This is a genomic window from Methylobacterium oxalidis (assembly GCF_007992195.1).
Classification (GTDB): domain Bacteria; phylum Pseudomonadota; class Alphaproteobacteria; order Rhizobiales; family Beijerinckiaceae; genus Methylobacterium; species Methylobacterium oxalidis.
In genome coordinates this window covers 106,771-125,728 of sequence record NZ_BJZU01000005.1, presented here as the reverse complement: position 1 = coordinate 125,728, position 18,958 = coordinate 106,771, and the positions used below count along the sequence as shown (strand labels likewise).

Here is an 18,958-nt window from a genome sequence, read left to right as displayed (position 1 = left end):
CGCCCCCGCGGCGCGGCGGTTGCCGCGCGCGGGCGCCGCCATAGTTGCGGTGCGGGGAACCAGACAGATCGGGGCAAGCTTCTCAGGAAGGCGGAGCCCGATACGCCAGCCCATTTGCGACAGACGAGGACGGTGGCCCCATGCGGCGCGCCCACACGATGGCCTTTGGCAGCGAGATCGTCGCGGACGCGGTGCGGTTCCGACTCTGGGCGCCCACCGCGAAGGACGTGGCCCTGGTGGTCGACGGGGCCGATCACCCCTTCCCGGAGGTGGGCGAGGGCTGGCGCGAGGCGACCGTGCCGGGCGCGCGCGCGGGCGCGCGCTACGGCTTCCGCATCGACGGCGACCTCGTCGTGCCGGACCCGGCCTCGCGCTTCCAGCCGGAGGACGTCGCCGGCCCGAGCGAGGTGATCGATCCGCAAGCCTTCGCCTGGACCGACGCCGCCTGGACGGGCCGCCCCTTCGAGGAGGCGGTGATCTACGAGCTCCACGTCGGCACCGCGACGCCGGAGGGCACCTACGCGGGCCTGGAGAAGCGCCTGGAGGACCTGCGCGACCTCGGCGTCACCGCGATCGAGCTCCTGCCCATCGCGGACTTCAAGGGCGGCCGCAACTGGGGCTACGACGGCGTGCTGCCCTACACGCCGGACGCGGCCTACGGCCGGCCGGACGACCTGAAGCGCCTGATCGACCGGGCCCACGCGCTCGGGCTCATGGTCTTCCTCGACGCGGTCTACAACCATTTCGGCCCGGCCGGGAACTATCTCCACGCCTACGCCAAGACCTTCTTCACCGAGCGCCACCAGACGCCCTGGGGTGCGGGCATCAACTTCGACGGGCGCGAGAGCGGCCACGTCGTGCGCCAGTACTTTCTCCAGAACGCCCTCTACTGGCTCGAAGAGTATCATTTCGACGGCCTGCGCTTCGACGCCGTCCACGCCATCCTCGACGATTCCGAGCGCCACTTCCTGGCCGAACTCGGCGAGACCGTGCGGGAGCGCCTGCCGAACCGGCACGTCCACCTGATCCTCGAGAACGAGGCGAACCAGGCGCGCTGGCTTGAGCGCGACGAGGCCGGTGCGCCGCGCCAGCACAGCGCGCAATGGGCCGACGATCTCCACCATTGCTGGCATGTGCTGCTGACGGGCGAGGATGCGGGCTACTACGAGAGCTTCAGCGACCGCCCGGTCGAGCACCTCGCCCGCTGCCTGTCGGAGGGCTTCGCCTACCAGGGCGAGCCCTTCAAGACGCTGGGCGACCACCCGCGCGGCGAGCCCTCCGCCCACCTGCCGCCCTCGGCCTTCGTGACCTTCCTGCAGAACCACGACCAGGTCGGCAACCGGGCTCTGGGCGAGCGCCTCAGCCACCTGGCCGACGCGGACAAGCTCGCGCTCGCCCGAGCCGGCTTCCTGCTCGCGCCGCAGATCCCGATGCTCTGGATGGGCGAGGAATGGTCGGCCTCGACCCCGTTCCTGTTCTTCGTCGACTTCGCGCCCGACGAGGATCTGAACAGGGCGGTCCGCGAGGGGCGGCGGCGCGAGTTCAAGAGCTTCGCGGCCTTCGCCGACGACACCTCGGTCATCCCGGATCCGACCGAGGCCAGGACCTTCGCGGCCTCGAAGCTCGACTGGTCGGAGCGGGAGCGCTCGCCTCACCGGGAGGTGCTGGCGGACACGAAGCACCTGCTGCGCCTGCGCCGCGAGATCGTGGTGCCGCTGACGAAGACCCGGTACCTCGGCGCGACGGCGAGCCTGCCGCGGCCCGACGTCGTGGACTGCACCTGGCGCTTCGAGGGCGGCAGCTACCGCTTCGTCGCCAACGTGGGAACCGGGCCCTTCGCCGCGGACCTGCGCGGCGGCCGCGTGTTCTGGACGAACGCTCCGGACGGAAGCGGCGCGCTGCCCGGCTGGACTGGCCTCTTCCTGAGCGGGGCCGAGGCATGAGAGCCGCTCCCGTCGACTCCCGTCCACGCCCCTCGTCCGTGCGGGGGCGCATCCGCGGCATCGGAACGAAAGCTGGAAATTGATCGTGACCGGCAACCTCGAACGGCTTGCAGATCTCGTCGGCATCGCGTCGGGCTACACGGACGCCTTCGGGCAGCGTGTCGACACCTCCCTCGACGCCCGGGCCGGCATGCTCGAAGCCCTGGGCTTTCCGGTCGGGAGCGAGGAGCGGGTCGCCGAGAGCCTGCGCCGGGTCGAGTCCCTGCGTCGCGGCCTCGTGCCGCCCCTGATCCCCGTCGAGGCGCGCCGGAGCCACCGGATCCGCGTGCGCGCGGGCGAGGGCGCGGAGGGAACGCTGGCGTGGCGCCTTCTCGACGAGCGGGGGCAGGCCCGCGAGGGCCGCGCGACGCTCTCCGGAGCGGAGCGCGGGCTCGAACTCCCGCCGCTGACCCCCGGCTACCACCACCTCACCGTGACGCTCGGCGACCGGAGCGCGGAGGCATGGGTCATCGCCGCGCCGCAGCGCTGCTGGCGCCCGCGCGCCTACGCGGACGAGGAGGGCGCCCGCGACTGGGGCCTCGCCGCGCAGCTCTACGGCCTGCGCTCGCCGGGCAACCTCGGCATCGGCACCTACGCGGATGCGGGCCGCGCCGCGAGCGACGCCGGCCTGCGGGGCGCCTCGTTCCTGGGTCTGAGCCCCGTCCACGCCCTGTTCGAGAGCGACCGGACCAAGATCTCGCCCTACTCGCCCTCGTCGCGGCTGTTCCTCGAGACGCTGTTCATCGAGCCCGGAGCCCTGCCGGGCTTCAAGGGCTCGCGCGCCGAGGCGCTGCTGGCTGAGCACCGCAAGCGCGTCGAGGCCCTGCGCGACGCGGCCCTCGTCGACCATGCCGGCGTCTGGGAGGTGCTGTCGCCGGTCCTGCAGGCCCTCTGGGCCGACTCGCCGGCCCGGGCCGGGACCGACCCCGCCTTCAACGCCTTCCGGGCGGAGGGGGGCGAGAACCTGCGCTCGCACGCGGTCTTCGAGGCGCTGTCCGCGCATTTCCGCGGGCAGGGCGCCCACTGGCTTGGCGACTGGCCGGAAGAGTACCGCCGGGCCGAGACCGAGGCCGTGCGGGCCTTCGCCGACCGGCACGCCGAGGCGGTGGCCTACCACGCCTGGCTCCAGCACCTCGCCGACCGCCAGCTTCGGGAGGCTTCCGAGGCGGCCCTCGGCGCGGGCATGCGGATCGGCCTCTACCGCGACCTCGCGGTCGGCGCCGACCGGGGCGGCTCGGAAGTGTGGTCGCATCCCGAGCGCTTCGCCGAGCACGTCTCGATCGGCGCGCCACCGGACCTCCTAGCGCCCAAGGGCCAGGACTGGGGCCTGCCCGCCTTCGACCCGCTGGAGATGGAGCGCGACGGGCTCGCCGCCTTCCGGGCCCTGGTGCGCTCGAACATGCGCCACGCGGGCGCGATCCGCATCGACCACGCCTTCCAGCTCGCCCGCCTCTACCTGATCCCGCTCTCGGGCAGCGCGAAGGAGGGCGCCTACGTCGCCATGCCGTTCGAGGCGATGCTGGCCGTGCTCCGGCTCGAGAGCCACCGCAACAAGTGCCTCGTCATCGCCGAGGACCTCGGCACGGCGCCGGAGGGCTTCTCCGACGCGCTGATGCAGGCGGGCATCCTGAGCTACCGCATCCTCGCCTTCGAGCGCGAGCACGGGGGCCGCTTCAAGGCGCCGGACGCCTACCCGCGGGACGCGCTCACCGCCATCACCACGCACGATCTGCCGACCTTCGTCGGCTGGTGGCGCGGCGTCGACACGGACACGCGCCAGTCGCTCGGCCTGTACGACGCGGAGCGGGCCGACGCCGAGCGCGGCGAGCGCGTCGCCGAGCGCGCCCGCCTCACCGAGGCGCTGGCCGGCGAGCAGCTCCTGCCCTCCTACGACCCGCCGGAGGCCGCGCCTTTCGAGGCCGCCGCCCGCTACCTCGCCCGCGCCCCCGCCATGCTGACGGCCGTGCAGTACGAGGACGTGGTCTCGGAGCTGAGCCAGGCGAACGTGCCGGGCTCCACAGAGGGCTACCCGAACTGGCGGCGTAAGCTCGACCGCGACCTCGACTCGATCGCAGCCCCCGGGGGGCCTCTGGCCAAGCTCGCTGCCGCCCTCTCGGCAGAGGAGCGTGGGCCGCGCTCCGGGGCCGCGCGCCTCGCCACCGAGCCGCCGCGGGCGACCTACCGCCTGCAGTTCCACAAGGACTTCACCTTCGCGGACGCGGAAGGCATCGTTCCCTACCTCGCCCGGCTCGGCATCAGCCACGTCTACGCCTCGCCGCTCCAGAAGGCCCGGCCCGGCTCGACCCACGGCTACGACATCGTCGACCACGGCGCGATCAACCCGGAGCTCGGCGGCGAAGAGGGCTTCGTGCGCCTCTCGGACGCGCTCCGAGGCCACGGGCTGAAGCTCCTCGTCGACATCGTGCCGAACCACATGGGCGTCGGCGGGGCCGACAACCCGTGGTGGCTCTCGGTGCTCGAATGGGGACCGCTCTCGCCCTTCGCCCACGCCTTCGACATCGACTGGGAGCGGCAGGGCGCCAACCGCAACCTCGTCATCCCGTTCCTCGGCGACCGCTACGGCGAGGCCCTGGAGAAGGGCACGCTGGAGCTCAAGTTCGACGCCGGCGCCGGCGCCTTCAGCGTCTGGCACTACGAGCACCAGTTCCCGATCCGCCCGCTCAACTACCCGACCATCCTCAACCGGGTGCTGGCCGCCCTCGGCGAGGTCGGCGACGACACCTCGGCCGAGCTGCTCTCGATCTCCGAGCGCCTGCGGACAATGGGTGAGGAGACCGATCGCGAGCGCCGCCTCGCCTTCCCGGAGGAGGCGGAGGGGCTGAAGCTGCGCCTCGCGAAGGTGGTGCGGGGCTCGCCCGCGATCCGCGACGCGGTGGAGCGCACGCTCAAGCTCCTCAACGGCTTCAAGGGCCACCCCGAGAGCTTCGGGCCGCTGCACCGGCTGCTCGAGAGCCAAGCCTACCGCCTCGCCCACTGGCGGGTCGCGTCGAGCGACATCAACTACCGCCGCTTCTTCGACGTGAACTCGCTCGCGGGCCTGCGGGTGGAGAAGTCCGACATCTTCCACCGCTCGCACGAGACCATCTTCCGCCACGTCCGCGAGGGCCGCATCGACGGGCTCCGGATCGACCACATCGACGGGCTCGCCGACCCGCTCGGCTACGCGCGGGCCCTGCAGGCTTCGGTGGGGCCGGGCTTCTACGTGGTGGTGGAGAAGATCCTGGAGCCGGGCGAGCGCCTGCGGCCCTGGCCGGTGGCCGGCACCACGGGATACGACGTCCTGAACCAGCTCGACGGCATCCTGGTCGACCGGGAGAAGCGCCCCAAGATCAGGCGCCTCTACGAGTGGGCGACGGGCTTCGACGAGCCCTACGGGTTCCAACTCCGCGCCGCCAAGGCCGAGATCCTCGAGATCAGCTTCGCGAGCGAACTCGAGGTGCTGACGGCCGATCTCAAGGAGATCGCCGACGCGGACCGCCGCACCCGCGACTTCTCCCTAAACGCGATCCGCCGGGCGCTCATCGAGATCATCGCGCGCTTCCCCACCTACCGCAGCTACCTTCCGCCCGACCTCGACGAGAGCGACGTGGAGCAGGAGGACGTGCGCCTGATCGAGGGCGCCGTCGCCAAGGCCAAGCGCTGGAGCGCGCTGCCCGACCGCTCGGTCCACGACTTCGCCGCGAACACGCTGCTCGGCCGGGTCGAGACGACGGGGCCCGGCCGCGCCGATCCGCGCGTCGTCCTGCGCTTCCGCCGCCGCTTCCAGCAACTCACCGGCCCGGTCATGGCCAAGAGCCTGGAGGATACGCTGTTCTACCGCTACGCCATGCTTCTGGCGCTGAACGAGGTCGGCGGCGACCCGGGCGAGTACGGCATCGACGCGGAGCACTTCCACGCTCTCCAGGCCGCGCGCGCCCGCGACTGGCCGAACGCCATGATCACCACGGCGACCCACGACACCAAGCGCGGCGAGGATGCCCGCACGCGGCTCCTCGCCCTCTCCGAGATGCCGGAGGAATGGGCCCGCGCCTGGGACCTCTGGCGGGAGACGGCCGGCCCCCATCTCGGCAACCTCGACGACGAGCCGGCGCCGGACCTCAACGACCAGTGGATGTTCCTGCAGGCGATCCTGGGCGCCTGGCCCATCGAGCTCCTGGAGCGCGACGAGCCGGCCGTGATCGGGGAATTCCGCGATCGCCTCATCGCCTACGCCGAGAAGGCGATGCGCGAGGGCAAGCGCCGATCGAGCTGGGTCAACGTGGACGAGGCCTACGAGGGGGCCGTGCGCGCCCTGTTCGAGGCTGTCGTGGCTCCGGGCTCGGCCTTCCTCGAGAAGCTGCGCCCCTTCGCGCGTCGCCTCGCCCATCTCGGGATGATCACCGGCCTCGGCCGCACGGTGCTCAAGGCGACGCTGCCCGGCCTGCCCGACACCTACCAGGGCACCGAGTTCTGGGATTTCTCGTTCGTCGATCCCGACAACCGCCGGCCGGTCGACTACGCGGCCCTGACGCAGGCTCTCGAAGCCGGGGAGCCGGCCGCCGCCCTGCTGCCGCACTGGCAGGACGGGCGCGTGAAGCAGGCGGTGCTGGCCGGCCTCCTGCGCGACAGGGCCGAGCGGGCCTCGTTCTACGCCGAGGCGGGCTACGAGCCCGTGGCGGTGAGCGGCGCGCGCGCGGATCATGTCATCGCCTTCACACGTTCCGATGGCACCTCCGATCCGGGAGAGCTGCTCGTGGCCCTGCCCCGCCTCGTCTCGCGCCTGTCCGGGGAGGGGGTCTGGAACGCGGAGGCGTTCGCCGGCACCGGGCTCGCCCCGTCGGGCGGGGGCGCCTGGCAGGACCTGCTGACGGGCGAGCGCCACGAGGGCGACCGGCTCGACCTCGGGCGGCTGTTCGCGCACCTGCCCTGCGCCGTCCTGCGGCGGGTCGGGTAGGGCGAGGCGCGCACCGCCCGGGCGCGGGGACCCGCGCCTGACGACGATGAAACCGAGAAGCACGCCGAGGGCAGCATGAACGCACCGACGACAGCCACGGGGACCCACAAGGCGACCGGCGCGAAGGCCGTCGCGCTGCCCGCGGGCCTCGCGCCACGGGCCGAGGGACCGCGGATCTACAACCTGTTCCCGCTCCTCGTCGGCCGCGTCTCGGACTGGGCCGGCGAGCTGCCGCGCATCGCGCGGCTCGGCTTCGACTGGGTCTACCTGAACCCGTTCCACCAGACAGGCGGCTCGGGCAGCCTCTACGCGGTGGCCGACACCGACGCCCTCGACGAGCGCCTGCGCGACCTCGACGGGACGCCCGACGACGAGCAGATCCGGCGCTTCTGCGAGGCGGCGCGGGCGCAGGGCCTGCGGGTGATGACGGACCTCGTCGTCAACCACACGGCCAACGACGGACGGCTCGCCCGCGAGCGGCCCGACCTCTTCGTCAAGGACGAGACGGGGGCGATCGCGAGCCCCTACGCGGTCGATCCCGACGACCCGACGAAGCGGACGGTCTGGGGCGACCTCGCCGAGCTCGACTACCATTCCGAGCACGCGCGGACGGAGCTCGCCCGGATCTGGGACGGCTACGTGGCGCGCCTGCAGGGTCTCGGCGTCGCCGGGTTCCGCTGCGACGCGGCCTACAAGGTGCCGCCGGAGGTCTGGCGGACGCTGATCGCCGGCGCGAAGGGGCGCGACCGCGCCTGCCTGTTCGCGGCCGAGACGCTGGGCTGCACCTTCGAGGAGGCCCGGGCGACGGCGGGGGCCGGCTTCGACTACCTGTTCAACTCCTTCGCGTGGTGGGACCTCAGGGCACCCTGGGCGCTGGAGCAGTACGAGCGGCTGCGCACCATCGCGCCCTCGATCGCCTTCCCCGAGAACCACGACATGGCCCGGCTCGCCGCCGAGATGCCGGCCGATTCCGGGACCGCCTCGCGCAGGCTCCTCACCCGCTACGCGCTGGCCGCCTTCTTCTCGTCGGGCGTGCTGATGCCGATCGGCTACGAGTGGGGCTACCGGCGCGCGCTGCACGTGGTCGAGACGAGCCCAGCCGACCGCGAGACCGAGAGCGGCCTCGACATCTCCGCGGGAATCGCCGCGATCAACGCCCTGCGGGCGGAGCTGCCCGCCGCCAACGTCGAGGGCGCGCAGGCCCGCATCTCCGCGCCGGATGCCGCCTTCGTCGCCCTCGTCCGCTACGACACGGGCCACATGGCCTCGGCCCGGCACGCCGTACTGGTCCTGTACAATCCGGGCACGCGGCCGGTGCCGGTGGATGCCGGCGCGCTCGTCGCCCGCACGGGCGGCCAGCTCGGGCCCTTCGTCGACCGCACGCCGCAGGCCGAGCCCATCGCCTTCCATCCGGGCTCGGCAATCGACCTCGCGCCGGGCGAGTTGCGCATCCTCGCCGCCGACCGGGCGGTGGTCGCCGAGCTGCCGAGCCGCGGCACTCCGCGGGGCGAGGGCCGGGTCTTGATCGAGGCCGTGACCCCCGAGATCGACGGCGGCCGCTCCGCGGTGAAGCGCGTCGTCGGCGAGATCGTGCAGGTCGAGGCCGACATCTTCTCGGACGGGCACGAGATCATCAACGCGGCGATCCTCTCGCGCGTCGTCGGCGAGGCCGCGTGGCGGCGCGACCCGATGGTGTTCATCGACAACGACCGCTGGGGCGGCCACTTCCCGCTGGAGCGCAACGCCCGCTACGAGTTCACGATCGAGGCGTGGCGGGACGGCTTCTCGTCCTGGATCCGCGACACGATGAAGAAGCGCGACGCCGGGCTCGACGTGAGGCTCGAGACCATCGAGGGCATCGAGGCCGTCCAGACCGCGGCCGACCTCGCGAGCGGGCGCGACAAGGAGCGGCTCGCCGCCGTGGTCACGGCGCTCGCCGCCGAGGAGACGGGCTCGCCGGCCCAGCTCCGCCTGATCCTGGAGCCCGAGACCACGAAGCTCATCCGCCGCAACGCCGAGCGGGTGAACGCCTCGCGCTATCCCGTGACGCTGCCCGTCATCGCCGACCGCCTCGCGGCCCGGTTCTCGGCCTGGTACGAGATCTTCCCGCGCTCGCAGTCCGGCGACCCGAACCGCCACGGCACCTTCGACGACGTGATCGCCCGCCTGCCCGAGATCCGCGAGCTCGGCTTCGACGTCCTCTACTTCACGCCGATCCACCCGATCGGCCGCACCAACCGCAAGGGCAAGAACAACACGCTGAAGGCCGAGCCCGGCGATGTCGGCTCCGTCTACGCGGTGGGCTCGGAGGAGGGCGGCCACGAGGCCATCCACCCCGAGCTCGGCTCCTTCGCCGACTTCGAGCGGCTGGTGGCGGCGAGCCACGCCTACGGCATGGAGATCGCCCTCGACTTCGCGATCCAGTGCTCGCCCGACCATCCGTGGATCAAGAACCACCCGGAATGGTTCGAGTGGCGCCCGGACGGGACCCTCAAGTTCGCCGAGAACCCGCCGAAGAAGTACGAGGACATTTCGAACGTGCACTTCTACGGCGGCGCGCTGCCCTCCCTCTGGATCGAGCTTCGCGACATCGTGATGGGCTGGGCGGAGCGCGGCGTGCGCATCTTCCGGGTCGACAACCCGCACACCAAGCCGATCCCGTTCTGGGAGTGGATGATCGCCGAGGTGAACGGGCGATACCCCGACGTGATCTTCCTGGCGGAAGCCTTCACGCGGCCGAAGATGATGAAGAAGCTCGCCAAGGCCGGCTACCAGCAGAGCTACACCTACTTCACGTGGCGCAACACGAAGCAGGAGCTGACCGACTACGCCCTCGAGCTCGCCGGGCCGATGGGCGAGTACTACCGGCCGAACTTCTTCGCCAACACGCCGGACATCAACCCCTACTACCTGCAGACCAGCGGCCGGCCGGGCTTCATCGTGCGCGCGACGATAGCGGCGACGCTCTCCTCGGTCTACGGCATCTACAACGGCTTCGAATTGTGCGAGGCCGCGCCCTACCCGGGCAAGGAGGAGTACCTCGACTCCGAGAAGTACGAGCTGAAGGCCTGGGACTACGACCGGCCCGGGAACATCCGCGAGCACATCGTCAAGCTCAACCGCATCCGGCGCGAGAACCCGGCCCTGTGGGACTTCCGGAATATCCACTTCACGGGCGCCTTCAACGACGCCATCCTCGCCTACGCCAAGGTGACGCCCGAGGGCGACAACTGCATCTTCGTGATGGTCAACCTCGACCCGAAGAACCGCCAGGAATGCACCTACGAGGTGCCGCTCTGGCTGCTCGGGCTGCCCGACCACGGGGCGGTGGCGGTGGAGGACCTGCTGCAGGGCTACAGGTTCGAGCTCTACGGCAAGTCCCACCGCATCGCCCTCGACCCGGCCGAGCGCTCCTGCATCATCTGGCGCCTCAGCGTCCCGCGCCGGGTTGCGGATTGAGGGGTTCGGTGTAACGAGATCGCGGCCGCGCGGCGCCTGCCGTCGCGCTGTCGCCAAGATGATGGGGTGGAAAGCCCCGCCGACCGTTCACGGACCGACCGACCCCGTCGTGCGGAAGCCAGAACGCCCCAAGTTCCGTTTCATGAGGCAGCGACGCGATGATCGATCGCAGCGATCCGCAGTGGTACCGTGACGCCATCATCTACCAGATCCACGTCAAGTCGTTCTTCGACTCGAACAACGACGGGATCGGCGACTTCGAGGGCCTGACCCAGAAGCTCGACTACGTGCGCGATCTCGGCGTCACGGCGATCTGGCTGATGCCTTTCTACCCCTCGCCCCTGCGCGACGACGGCTACGACATCGCGGATTACCGGGACATCAATGCCTCCTACGGCGACATGGACGCCTTCCGGCGCTTCGTGGAGGCGGCTCACGAGCGCGGCCTGCGCGTCATCACCGAGCTCGTCATCAATCACACCTCGGACCAGCACCCCTGGTTCCAGCGCGCCCGCGAGGCGCCTCCCGGCTCGCCCGAGCGCGACTTCTACGTCTGGTCGGACACGGACGAGCCCTACGGCGACACGCGCATCATCTTCCTCGACACGGAGGCCTCGAACTGGACCTGGGACCCGGTCGCCAAGCAGTATTTCTGGCACCGCTTCTACTCGCACCAGCCGGACCTCAACTTCGACAACCCGGCCGTGCTCGAGGCCGTCATCGAGGTGATGCGCTACTGGCTCGACATGGGCGTCGACGGGCTGCGCCTCGACGCGATCCCCTACCTGATCGAGCGCGACGGCACGAACTGCGAGAACCTCGCCGAGACCCACGTCGTCATCAAGAAGATCCGCGCGGCGCTCGACGCGAGCTACCCGGACCGGATGCTGCTCGCCGAGGCCAACCAATGGCCCGAGGAGACGGCTCAGTATTTCGGCGACGGTGACGAGTGCCACATGGCGTTCCACTTCCCGCTGATGCCGCGCATGTACATGGCGATCGCCCGTGAGGATCGGCACCCGATCACCGACATCATGCGCCAGACCCCGGAGATCCCGGAGGGCTGCCAGTGGGCGATCTTCCTGCGCAACCACGACGAGCTGACGCTCGAGATGGTCACCGCCGAGGAGCGCGACTACCTCTGGTCGTTCTACGCCGCGGAGCGCCGGGCCCGCATCAACCTCGGCATCCGCCGCCGCCTCGCGCCGCTGCTGGAGAACGACCGGCGCAAGATCGAGCTGATGAAGTCCCTCGTCCTGTCGATGCCCGGCACGCCGGTCCTCTACTACGGCGACGAGATCGGCATGGGCGACAACATCTATCTCGGTGACCGCGACGGCGTGCGCACGCCGATGCAGTGGACGCCCGACCGCAACGGCGGCTTCTCCCGGGCGAACCCGCAGAGGCTGTTCCTGCCCGCGATCCAGGACCCGATCTACGGCTTCGACGCGATCAACGTCGAGGCGCAGACCCAGTCGCAGACGAGCCTGCTGAACTGGACGCGGCGCATGATCGCGATCCGCAACAACAGCGTCGCGCTCGGCCGCGGCACGATGCAGTTCCTCTACCCGGGCAACCGCAAGGTGCTGGCCTGGATCCGCGAGTTCGAGGGCGAGCGGGTGCTGTGCGTGGCCAACCTCTCGCGCGCGCCCCAGGCCGTGCAGCTCGACCTCTCCGAGCTGAGGAGCGCCGTGCCGATCGAGCTCACCGGCGGCACCGAATTCCCGCCGATCGGCGAGTTGCCCTACCTCCTGACGCTGCCCTCCTACGGCTTCTACTGGTTCACCCTGAGCGCGGCGAATGCCGGCGCGGTCGGGCCGCAGCCCGAGGCGCCGGAGCTGTTCACCCTCGTCCTCACCGGCGGCATCGAGACCCTGATGGCGGGCCGCGAGCGCACCGCCTTCGAGCGGACCGTGGTGCCGCCCTTCATCGCGAGCCGCCGCTGGTTCGGCGCCAAGGGCTCGCGCATCAAGGCGGTCCAGGTCACGGACTTCGCAGCGCTGAAGGACGGCACCGGCGAGGCGAAGTTCCTGCTGCCGCGGGTGGCCGTGCAGCTCGCGAACGGCGAGCGCCAGGAATACTTCGTGCCGGTCGGCGTCGACGAGGGCCGCGAGGACGAGGCGCTGATGCTCCACGCGGTCGCCCGGGTCCGCCGCGGCCCGCGGCTCGGCCTCCTCTACGGCGCGGCCGCCTCGCCCGCTTTCACGGTCAGCCTCGTGGAGAGCATGCGTGCGGGCCGCGAGATCCCGACCGAGACCGGCACGCTCGTCTTCCGGGCGACCTCGGCCTTCGACCGGGACCTGCCCTTCGAGGAGGGCGAGGTCCGCCGCCTCTCGGCGGAGCAGAGCAACACCTCGATCGCCATCGGCGCGAAGATGATGCTCAAGCTCCTCCGCCGGCTCCAGCCCGGCATGCACCCGGAGATCGAGGTCGGCCGCTTCCTCACCGAGACGGCGCAATTCGCGAACACGCCGGCGCTGCTCGGCACGCTGGAGCACGTCGCCCCCGACGGCACGCGCACCGCGCTCGCCCTGCTCCAGAGCTACGTGCTCAACCAGGGCGACGCCTGGACCCTGATGCTGGAGGGCCTGCGTCGCGACTTCGACACCGTGGTGCTCGCGCCCGAGAGCGAGGCGCCCACGCCGGAGGAGGCGTTCAACGCCCACCTGCGCTGGGCCGAGCTCCTGGGCCGCCGCACGGCGGAGATGCACAACGCCTTCGCGATCGAGACGCCGGACCCGGCCTTCGCGGCCGAGCCCTTCACGGCGGAGGATCTCGACGTCCTCGGCCGCGACGCGCGCCACCAGGCGGAGCGGGCCTTCCGCGGCCTCTCCGCGATGGCCGAGCGCGGCCTCGACGCCGGCCGGCCCGCGAGCGCGGCCCTCGCCGCGCGCCGGGGCGAGGTGGAGGCGCTGGTCGAGAGCCTCACCGCCGAGGCGCCGCGGGGCGCCTGGAAGACCCGCATCCACGGCGACTACCATCTCGGCCAGGTGCTCGCCTCGGAGGGCGACCTGATCATCGTCGACTTCGAGGGCGAGCCCTCGCGGCCGGCCGACGAGCGCAGGGCGAAGTCGACGCCGCTGCGCGACGTGGCCGGCATGCTGCGCTCCTTCGCCTACGGCGCCGAGACCGTGACCCGCGAGATCGCGAGCCGCTTCGCCGATTCCGAGGAGCGGGCCCGCAACGCCTCGATCGCGTGGCGCGGCATGATCGATGCAGCCTTCCTGGAAGGCTACGAGACCGCCGTCCGCGAGAGCCGGGCGGCCGTCACCGACCCCGAGACGCAGGCGCGCCTCCTGCGCCTCTGCCTCCTGACCAAGGCGCTCTACGAGGTCGATTACGAGGCCAACAACCGGCCGGACTGGATCGAAATCCCGGCCCGTGGGGTTCTCAACATTCTGGACGAAGCCAAGTTCGGGCGAAGCTGAGAGAGGCATGTGAATGACGGGCATCGACGAGACCTTCGCGACCAAGGCCGCTCCATCCACGGGCGCGGCTCGTCCGGCCGAGGTCCCGCCTTCCGCCCCGAGAACCGGCAAGCCGGCCGATGAGGGCCGGACGGTCCACCCGGACGCCATCGCCGCCGTGATGGCGGCGAGCCACGGCGACGCCTTCTCCGTGCTCGGGCCGCATCAGGTCGGCCCGAAGACCTGGGAGGTGCGCGCCGTGCTGCCCGAGGCGAAGGCCGCGACGCTCCTCGTCGGCGACGCACGGATCCCCTTCGAGCGGCGCCACCCGGACGGGTTCTTCGTGGCGAAGGCTCCGGCCGAGGGGCGCCCGCTCTACGAGATCGAGGTGGAGTCCTGGGACGGGCAGAAGCACCGCCGCTACGACCCCTACAGCTTCGGCTCGTCGCTGGAGCAGCACGACGTCAACACCCTGCGCGAGGTCGGCACCAACGTCGTCTACCGCGTGCTCGGGGCGCAGGCGGGCAAGCTCGACGGCATCGACGGGTTCCGCTTCGCGGTCTGGGCGCCGAACGCGCGGCGGGTCAGCGTCGTCGGCGAGTTCAACGACTGGGACGGGCGCCGCCACCCGATGCGCCTGTGGCAGGACGGCGGGATCTGGGAGCTGTTCGTCCCCGGCCTCAAGGCCGGCGCGACCTACAAGTACGAGGTGCGCGGGCCGGACGGCGCGCTCCTCCCCCTGAAGGCGGACCCGGTCGCCTTCGCCGCCCAGCAGCCGCCCGAGACGGCCTCCGTGCTGCACGGCCTCGGCGAGCCGGCCTGGCACGACGCCGAGTGGATGGGACGCCGCGGCCAGAAGGACCCGCGCCACTCCGCGATCTCGATCTACGAGGTCCATCTCGGCTCCTGGGCGCGGGTGCCCGACGAGGGCAACCGCTACCTGACCTACAAGGAGCTCGCGGCCCGCCTCATCCCCTACGTGAAGGAGATGGGCTTCACCCATATCGAACTGCTGCCGATCACCGAGCACCCGTTCGACGGGTCCTGGGGCTACCAGCCCGTCTCGCTGTTCGCGCCGACGAGCCGCTTCGGCTCGCCCGACGACTTCGTGCACTTCGTCAACGCGGCGCACGAGGCCGGCATCGGCATCCTGCTCGACTGGGTGCCCGGCCACTTCCCGCTCGACGCGCACGGCCTCGGCCAGTTCGACGGCACCCACCTCTACGAGCACGCCGACCCGCGCCAGGGCTTCCACCAGGACTGGGGCACCTACATCTACAATTTCGGGCGCACCGAGGTCGCGACCTTCCTCGCCGCCAACGCCCGCTTCTGGCTGGAGCACTACCATCTCGACGGCCTGCGCGTGGATGCGGTGGCCTCGATGCTCTACCTCGACTACTCGCGGCGCGCGGGCGAGTGGATCCCGAACCAGTACGGCGGCAACGAGAACCTCGACGCCATCCACTTCCTGAGAAAGACCAACGAGGCGACCTACAGCCACGCCCCAGGCACCATGACGGTGGCCGAGGAATCGACATCCTGGCCCGGCGTCTCGCACCCGACCTACACGGGCGGCCTCGGCTTCGGCTTCAAGTGGAACATGGGGTGGATGCACGACACCCTGCAGTTCATCTCGAAGGAGCCGATCCACCGGCGCTATCACCACCACGACCTGACCTTCGGCCTGCTCTACGCCTTCTCCGAGAACTTCATCCTGCCGCTGTCCCACGACGAGGTCGTGCACGGGAAGGGTTCGATGCTCGGCAAGATGCCGGGCGACCGCTGGCAGAAATTCGCGAACCTGCGGGCCTATTACGGCTTCATGTGGGGCCACCCGGGCAAGAAGCTGCTCTTCATGGGCGGCGAGTTCGGCCAGGAGCGGGAGTGGAACCACAACCAGTCGCTCGACTGGCACCTCCTCGACGACCCGCTCCACGCCGGCGTCAAGGACGTGATCCGCGACCTCAACCACCTCTACGTGTCGACGCCCGCCCTCTACAGCCGCGACGTCGAGCCGGCCGGCTTCCAGTGGCTCGTGGCGGACGATCAGGACAACAGCGTCATCGCCTGGGCGCGCAAGGGCAAGCAGCCGAACGAGGTCGCGATCGTCGTCTCGAACTTCACCCCCGTCGTGCGCGAGGGCTACCGGATCGGCGTGCCGACCGGCGGCTTCTACCGGGAGGCGTTCAATTCGGACGCCGAGGTCTACGGCGGCTCGAATGTCGGGAACATGGGCGGGCTCTGCGCCGAGGCCGGCGAGAGCCACGGGCAGGCGCACTCGCTCTGCCTGAGGCTGCCGCCGCTCGCGACCATGATCTTCGTGCTGGAGGCGTGACGGAAGGCCCGCCTCACGGCGCCGGCGCCGCATCCGACTGCAGGATGAGCGCCGGCATCGTGTCGGTGGCGGCGGCGATGTAGAACCGGTCCCGTCCGTTGCGCTTGGCCCGGTAGAGGGCGGCGTCGGCGAGCTTCATCGTCCGCTCCAGCGGGTCGGTGCGCAGGTGCGAGGCCCCGCCGATGCTGATCGTCAGGTGCAGCGGGTGCCCCGCGACCACTTCGCCGGAGGCGCGCATCGCCGCGCACAGGGCGGAGGCCACGGCGGCGGCGCGCGCATCGTCGGCGCCGGGCAGGAACACGCCGAACTCCTCGCCGCCGAGCCGCCCGACGAAGCTCTCCGCGTGGGTGGTGGCGCGTAGCACCTCCGCGATGCGCTTCAGCGCCTCGTCGCCGACATCGTGGCCGTAGGTGTCGTTGATCGCCTTGAAGTGGTCGGCGTCGACCATCAGGAAGGCGCCCCCGCTCGGGAGCGCGCCGCGGATCCGGCCGAGGAGATAGGCGCGGGTGAGGACGCCGGTCAGGGTATCGAATTGGACGTAATGGTCGATGCGCTCGACCGTGATGGTGATGAGCCGCATCATGCTCAGGAGGAACAGCGCGACCGGCGGCGCGATCAGGAGCGGTATCGCCGCGCAGACTGCCAGGATTCCCCAGAACTGCACGGGCCCGAAATCGATCGCGGACAGGGCGACGGCGAGAGCGCAGACCGGCGCGGCGACCGAGATCGCGGTGGCCGCCGCGGTCCACGCCAGGACGTGCTGGCCGGACCTTATGCGAAGGGCGGGCAGGAGGCGGTCGAAGTCGAGCATGTCGCGAGCCTCCGGCGCCCCTCCCTGAGGCCCGACACCGCACATCGAAGCGGATTCCGTTCGAAGAATCCGTAAGCGTCGGGCCGGATTTCCGGGCAGGAGGAGAACCGAAAATGCTCTTCTTCGCCCGGAGGCGGCCCGAGGCCCGGCGGCGCCCCGGCGCGCCGTTCCTGAGCGCGGCGGGTCGAGTTCAGGCGGCGCGCACGCCCGCCAGGAAGCGGGCGACCTCCGCACCGAGATGCTCCGACTGCCGCGACAGGTCGGAGGCCGAGGTCAGGACCTGCGTCGCCGCAGCGCCCGTATCCTCGGCCGCGCCCGCGACACCCGCGATGTTGGCGCTGACCGCGCCGGTGCCGGCGGCGGCCTGAGCCACACCGCGCACGATCTCCCGGGTCGCCGCGCCCTGTTCCTCGACCGCGCAGGCTATGCTCGCCGAGACGGCGCTCATCTCCTCGATGCGGGTTCCGATGCCGCCGATGGCCGCGACCGCCTGCTGCGTGGCCTCCTGGATGCCACCGATCTGGCGCCGGATCTCCTCCGTCGAGCGCGACGTCTGGTGGGCGAGCTCCTTCACCTCCGATGCGACGACGGCGAAGCCGCGGCCGGCCTCGCCGGCCCGCGCCGCCTCGATGGTCGCGTTGAGGGCCAGGAGGTTGGTCTGGCCGGCGATCGCCGAGATCATCGAGACGACGTCGCCGACCTGCGTCGCCGCGCTGCTGAGGTCGCGGACGAGGGAGGCCGTGCGGCCGGCCTCCGCCACCGCCGCCCGGGCAAGGGCCGCGGAGCCCTCCACCTGGCGGGCGATCTCGCCGACGGAAGCGCTGAGTTGCTCGGCGGCCGTGGCTACGCTGCCCACGTGCGCCGAGGCCTCGCCCGCGGCCGACGCCACCGTAGCGGATCGGTTCGTCGCCTCCGACGCGGTCTCGCTCATTGTCCTGGCGGTGTTCTGGAGTTCCCCGGCGGAGGCGGTGAGCCTGCCGACGATCGACCCGACGCTCGCCTCGAACCCGTCGGCCATCGCGCTCGTGCCGGCCCGGCGCGCCCGCTCCTGGGCAGCCCCTTCCTGCGAGCGCCGCTCCACCTCGGCGCGAGCGAGCCCCTCCTGAAGCGCTTCCAGCCGGCGCGCCATCTCGCCCACCTCGTCCGGCCTGCCGCGGCCGGGGATCGTGGATCGGTAATCGCCCCGGGCCACCGCCGCCATCGCCTCTCCGACCGCGGCGTAGCCGCGGACGAGGGCCCGGTAGGCGAACCAGCCGAGCGCCAGCACGGACGCCACCGTGAGGGCGAGTGTCGCGAGCACGATCCGGTACCAGAAGGCCGCCTCGGCCTCGTCGCGCGCGACCGTCTCGCTCGTGCGCGTCTGGAGCAGCACGTAGAACTGGTCCAGCGGTCGCATGATCTCGGCCTTGAAGCGGTGGTACTCCGGCGAGTGGACGAGCGCGGCGGCGCGGAGCAGCGCCGGGGGGCGCTCCCAGCCGGCGATCGGCTCACCCTTGGAGTCCTTGCCCTCGACGAGGTTCATCGCCTCGATCTCGAGCCTCACGAGGCCGTCCGAGTTGCGCACCGACTCCGCGAGCTTGTCGATTTCCTGGCGACTGAAGCCGAGTTGCTCCATCAGCGTCCCGACCGGGACCGGCTCGCCGTCCGGGCGCGGCTTCGCCTCGCCGCCCGCCACGAGGTCCCAGTAGATCCGGTGATACTCCTGAGGCCGCGGCTTGCGGCCGGAGCGGATATCCAAAACGTCCTGGTACTGCCGCTTCCAGGCCGCATCGCCCGTGACCACGTAGGTCCGCCCCAGACGCGTCAGGTCGTCGGAACTCTGCCGGATCTCATCGGCGAGGAGCAGCGAGTGCAGCCGGTTCTCATGGGCGCGGGCGACGCGCGCGTTCGCGCCACCATAAGCGTGGATGGCGCCAGCAAGAGTTGCACCTGAAACTATACTTGCAATGCACAGTCCGGCGAAGGATCGAACCAGACGTCCCATGTCACTATACTCCCGATCTCGGGAGC

General features: G+C 71.2%; 7 protein-coding genes. 5 read left to right on the top strand and 2 right to left on the bottom strand.

Translation table 11 applies throughout. The features are described from left to right. The first annotated feature begins 140 nt into the window (after positions 1-140). From treZ to glgB, 5 genes are all read left to right on the top strand, one after another. Positions 141-1,943 carry a malto-oligosyltrehalose trehalohydrolase gene (gene treZ, locus MOX02_RS03265; protein ID WP_147024294.1) on the top strand — a complete coding sequence of 601 codons (1,803 nt, stop codon included), beginning with the start codon at positions 141-143 and terminating at the stop codon, positions 1,941-1,943. 85 nt (positions 1,944-2,028) lie between these two features. Next, the gene (locus MOX02_RS03260; protein WP_147024293.1) at positions 2,029-6,936 is read left to right on the top strand and encodes a malto-oligosyltrehalose synthase; all 4,908 of its coding nucleotides are present in this window, start codon (positions 2,029-2,031) and stop codon (positions 6,934-6,936) included. A gap of 75 nt (positions 6,937-7,011) precedes the next feature. Further along, entirely contained in the window at positions 7,012-10,395 is a 3,384-nt protein-coding gene (locus MOX02_RS03255) for a maltotransferase domain-containing protein (RefSeq protein WP_147024292.1), read from the top strand. Positions 10,396-10,553: 158 nt separating this feature from the next. Next, entirely contained in the window at positions 10,554-13,823 is a 3,270-nt protein-coding gene (gene treS / locus MOX02_RS03250) for a maltose alpha-D-glucosyltransferase (RefSeq protein WP_147024291.1), read from the top strand. A gap of 13 nt (positions 13,824-13,836) precedes the next feature. Next, positions 13,837-16,137 carry a 1,4-alpha-glucan branching protein GlgB gene (glgB, locus tag MOX02_RS03245; protein WP_147024290.1) on the top strand — a complete coding sequence of 767 codons (2,301 nt, stop codon included), beginning with the start codon at positions 13,837-13,839 and terminating at the stop codon, positions 16,135-16,137. Positions 16,138-16,150: 13 nt separating this feature from the next. Here the strand turns inward: glgB and MOX02_RS03240 are convergent, their stop codons facing one another. After that, the gene (locus tag MOX02_RS03240) at positions 16,151-16,948 is read right to left on the bottom strand and encodes a GGDEF domain-containing protein (RefSeq protein ID WP_170267637.1); all 798 of its coding nucleotides are present in this window, start codon (positions 16,946-16,948) and stop codon (positions 16,151-16,153) included. 190 nt (positions 16,949-17,138) lie between these two features. Then, positions 17,139-18,932, bottom strand: a complete 1,794-nt coding sequence (locus tag MOX02_RS03235; RefSeq protein WP_147024288.1) for a methyl-accepting chemotaxis protein — start codon at positions 18,930-18,932, stop codon at positions 17,139-17,141. Positions 18,933-18,958: the final 26 nt, after the last annotated feature.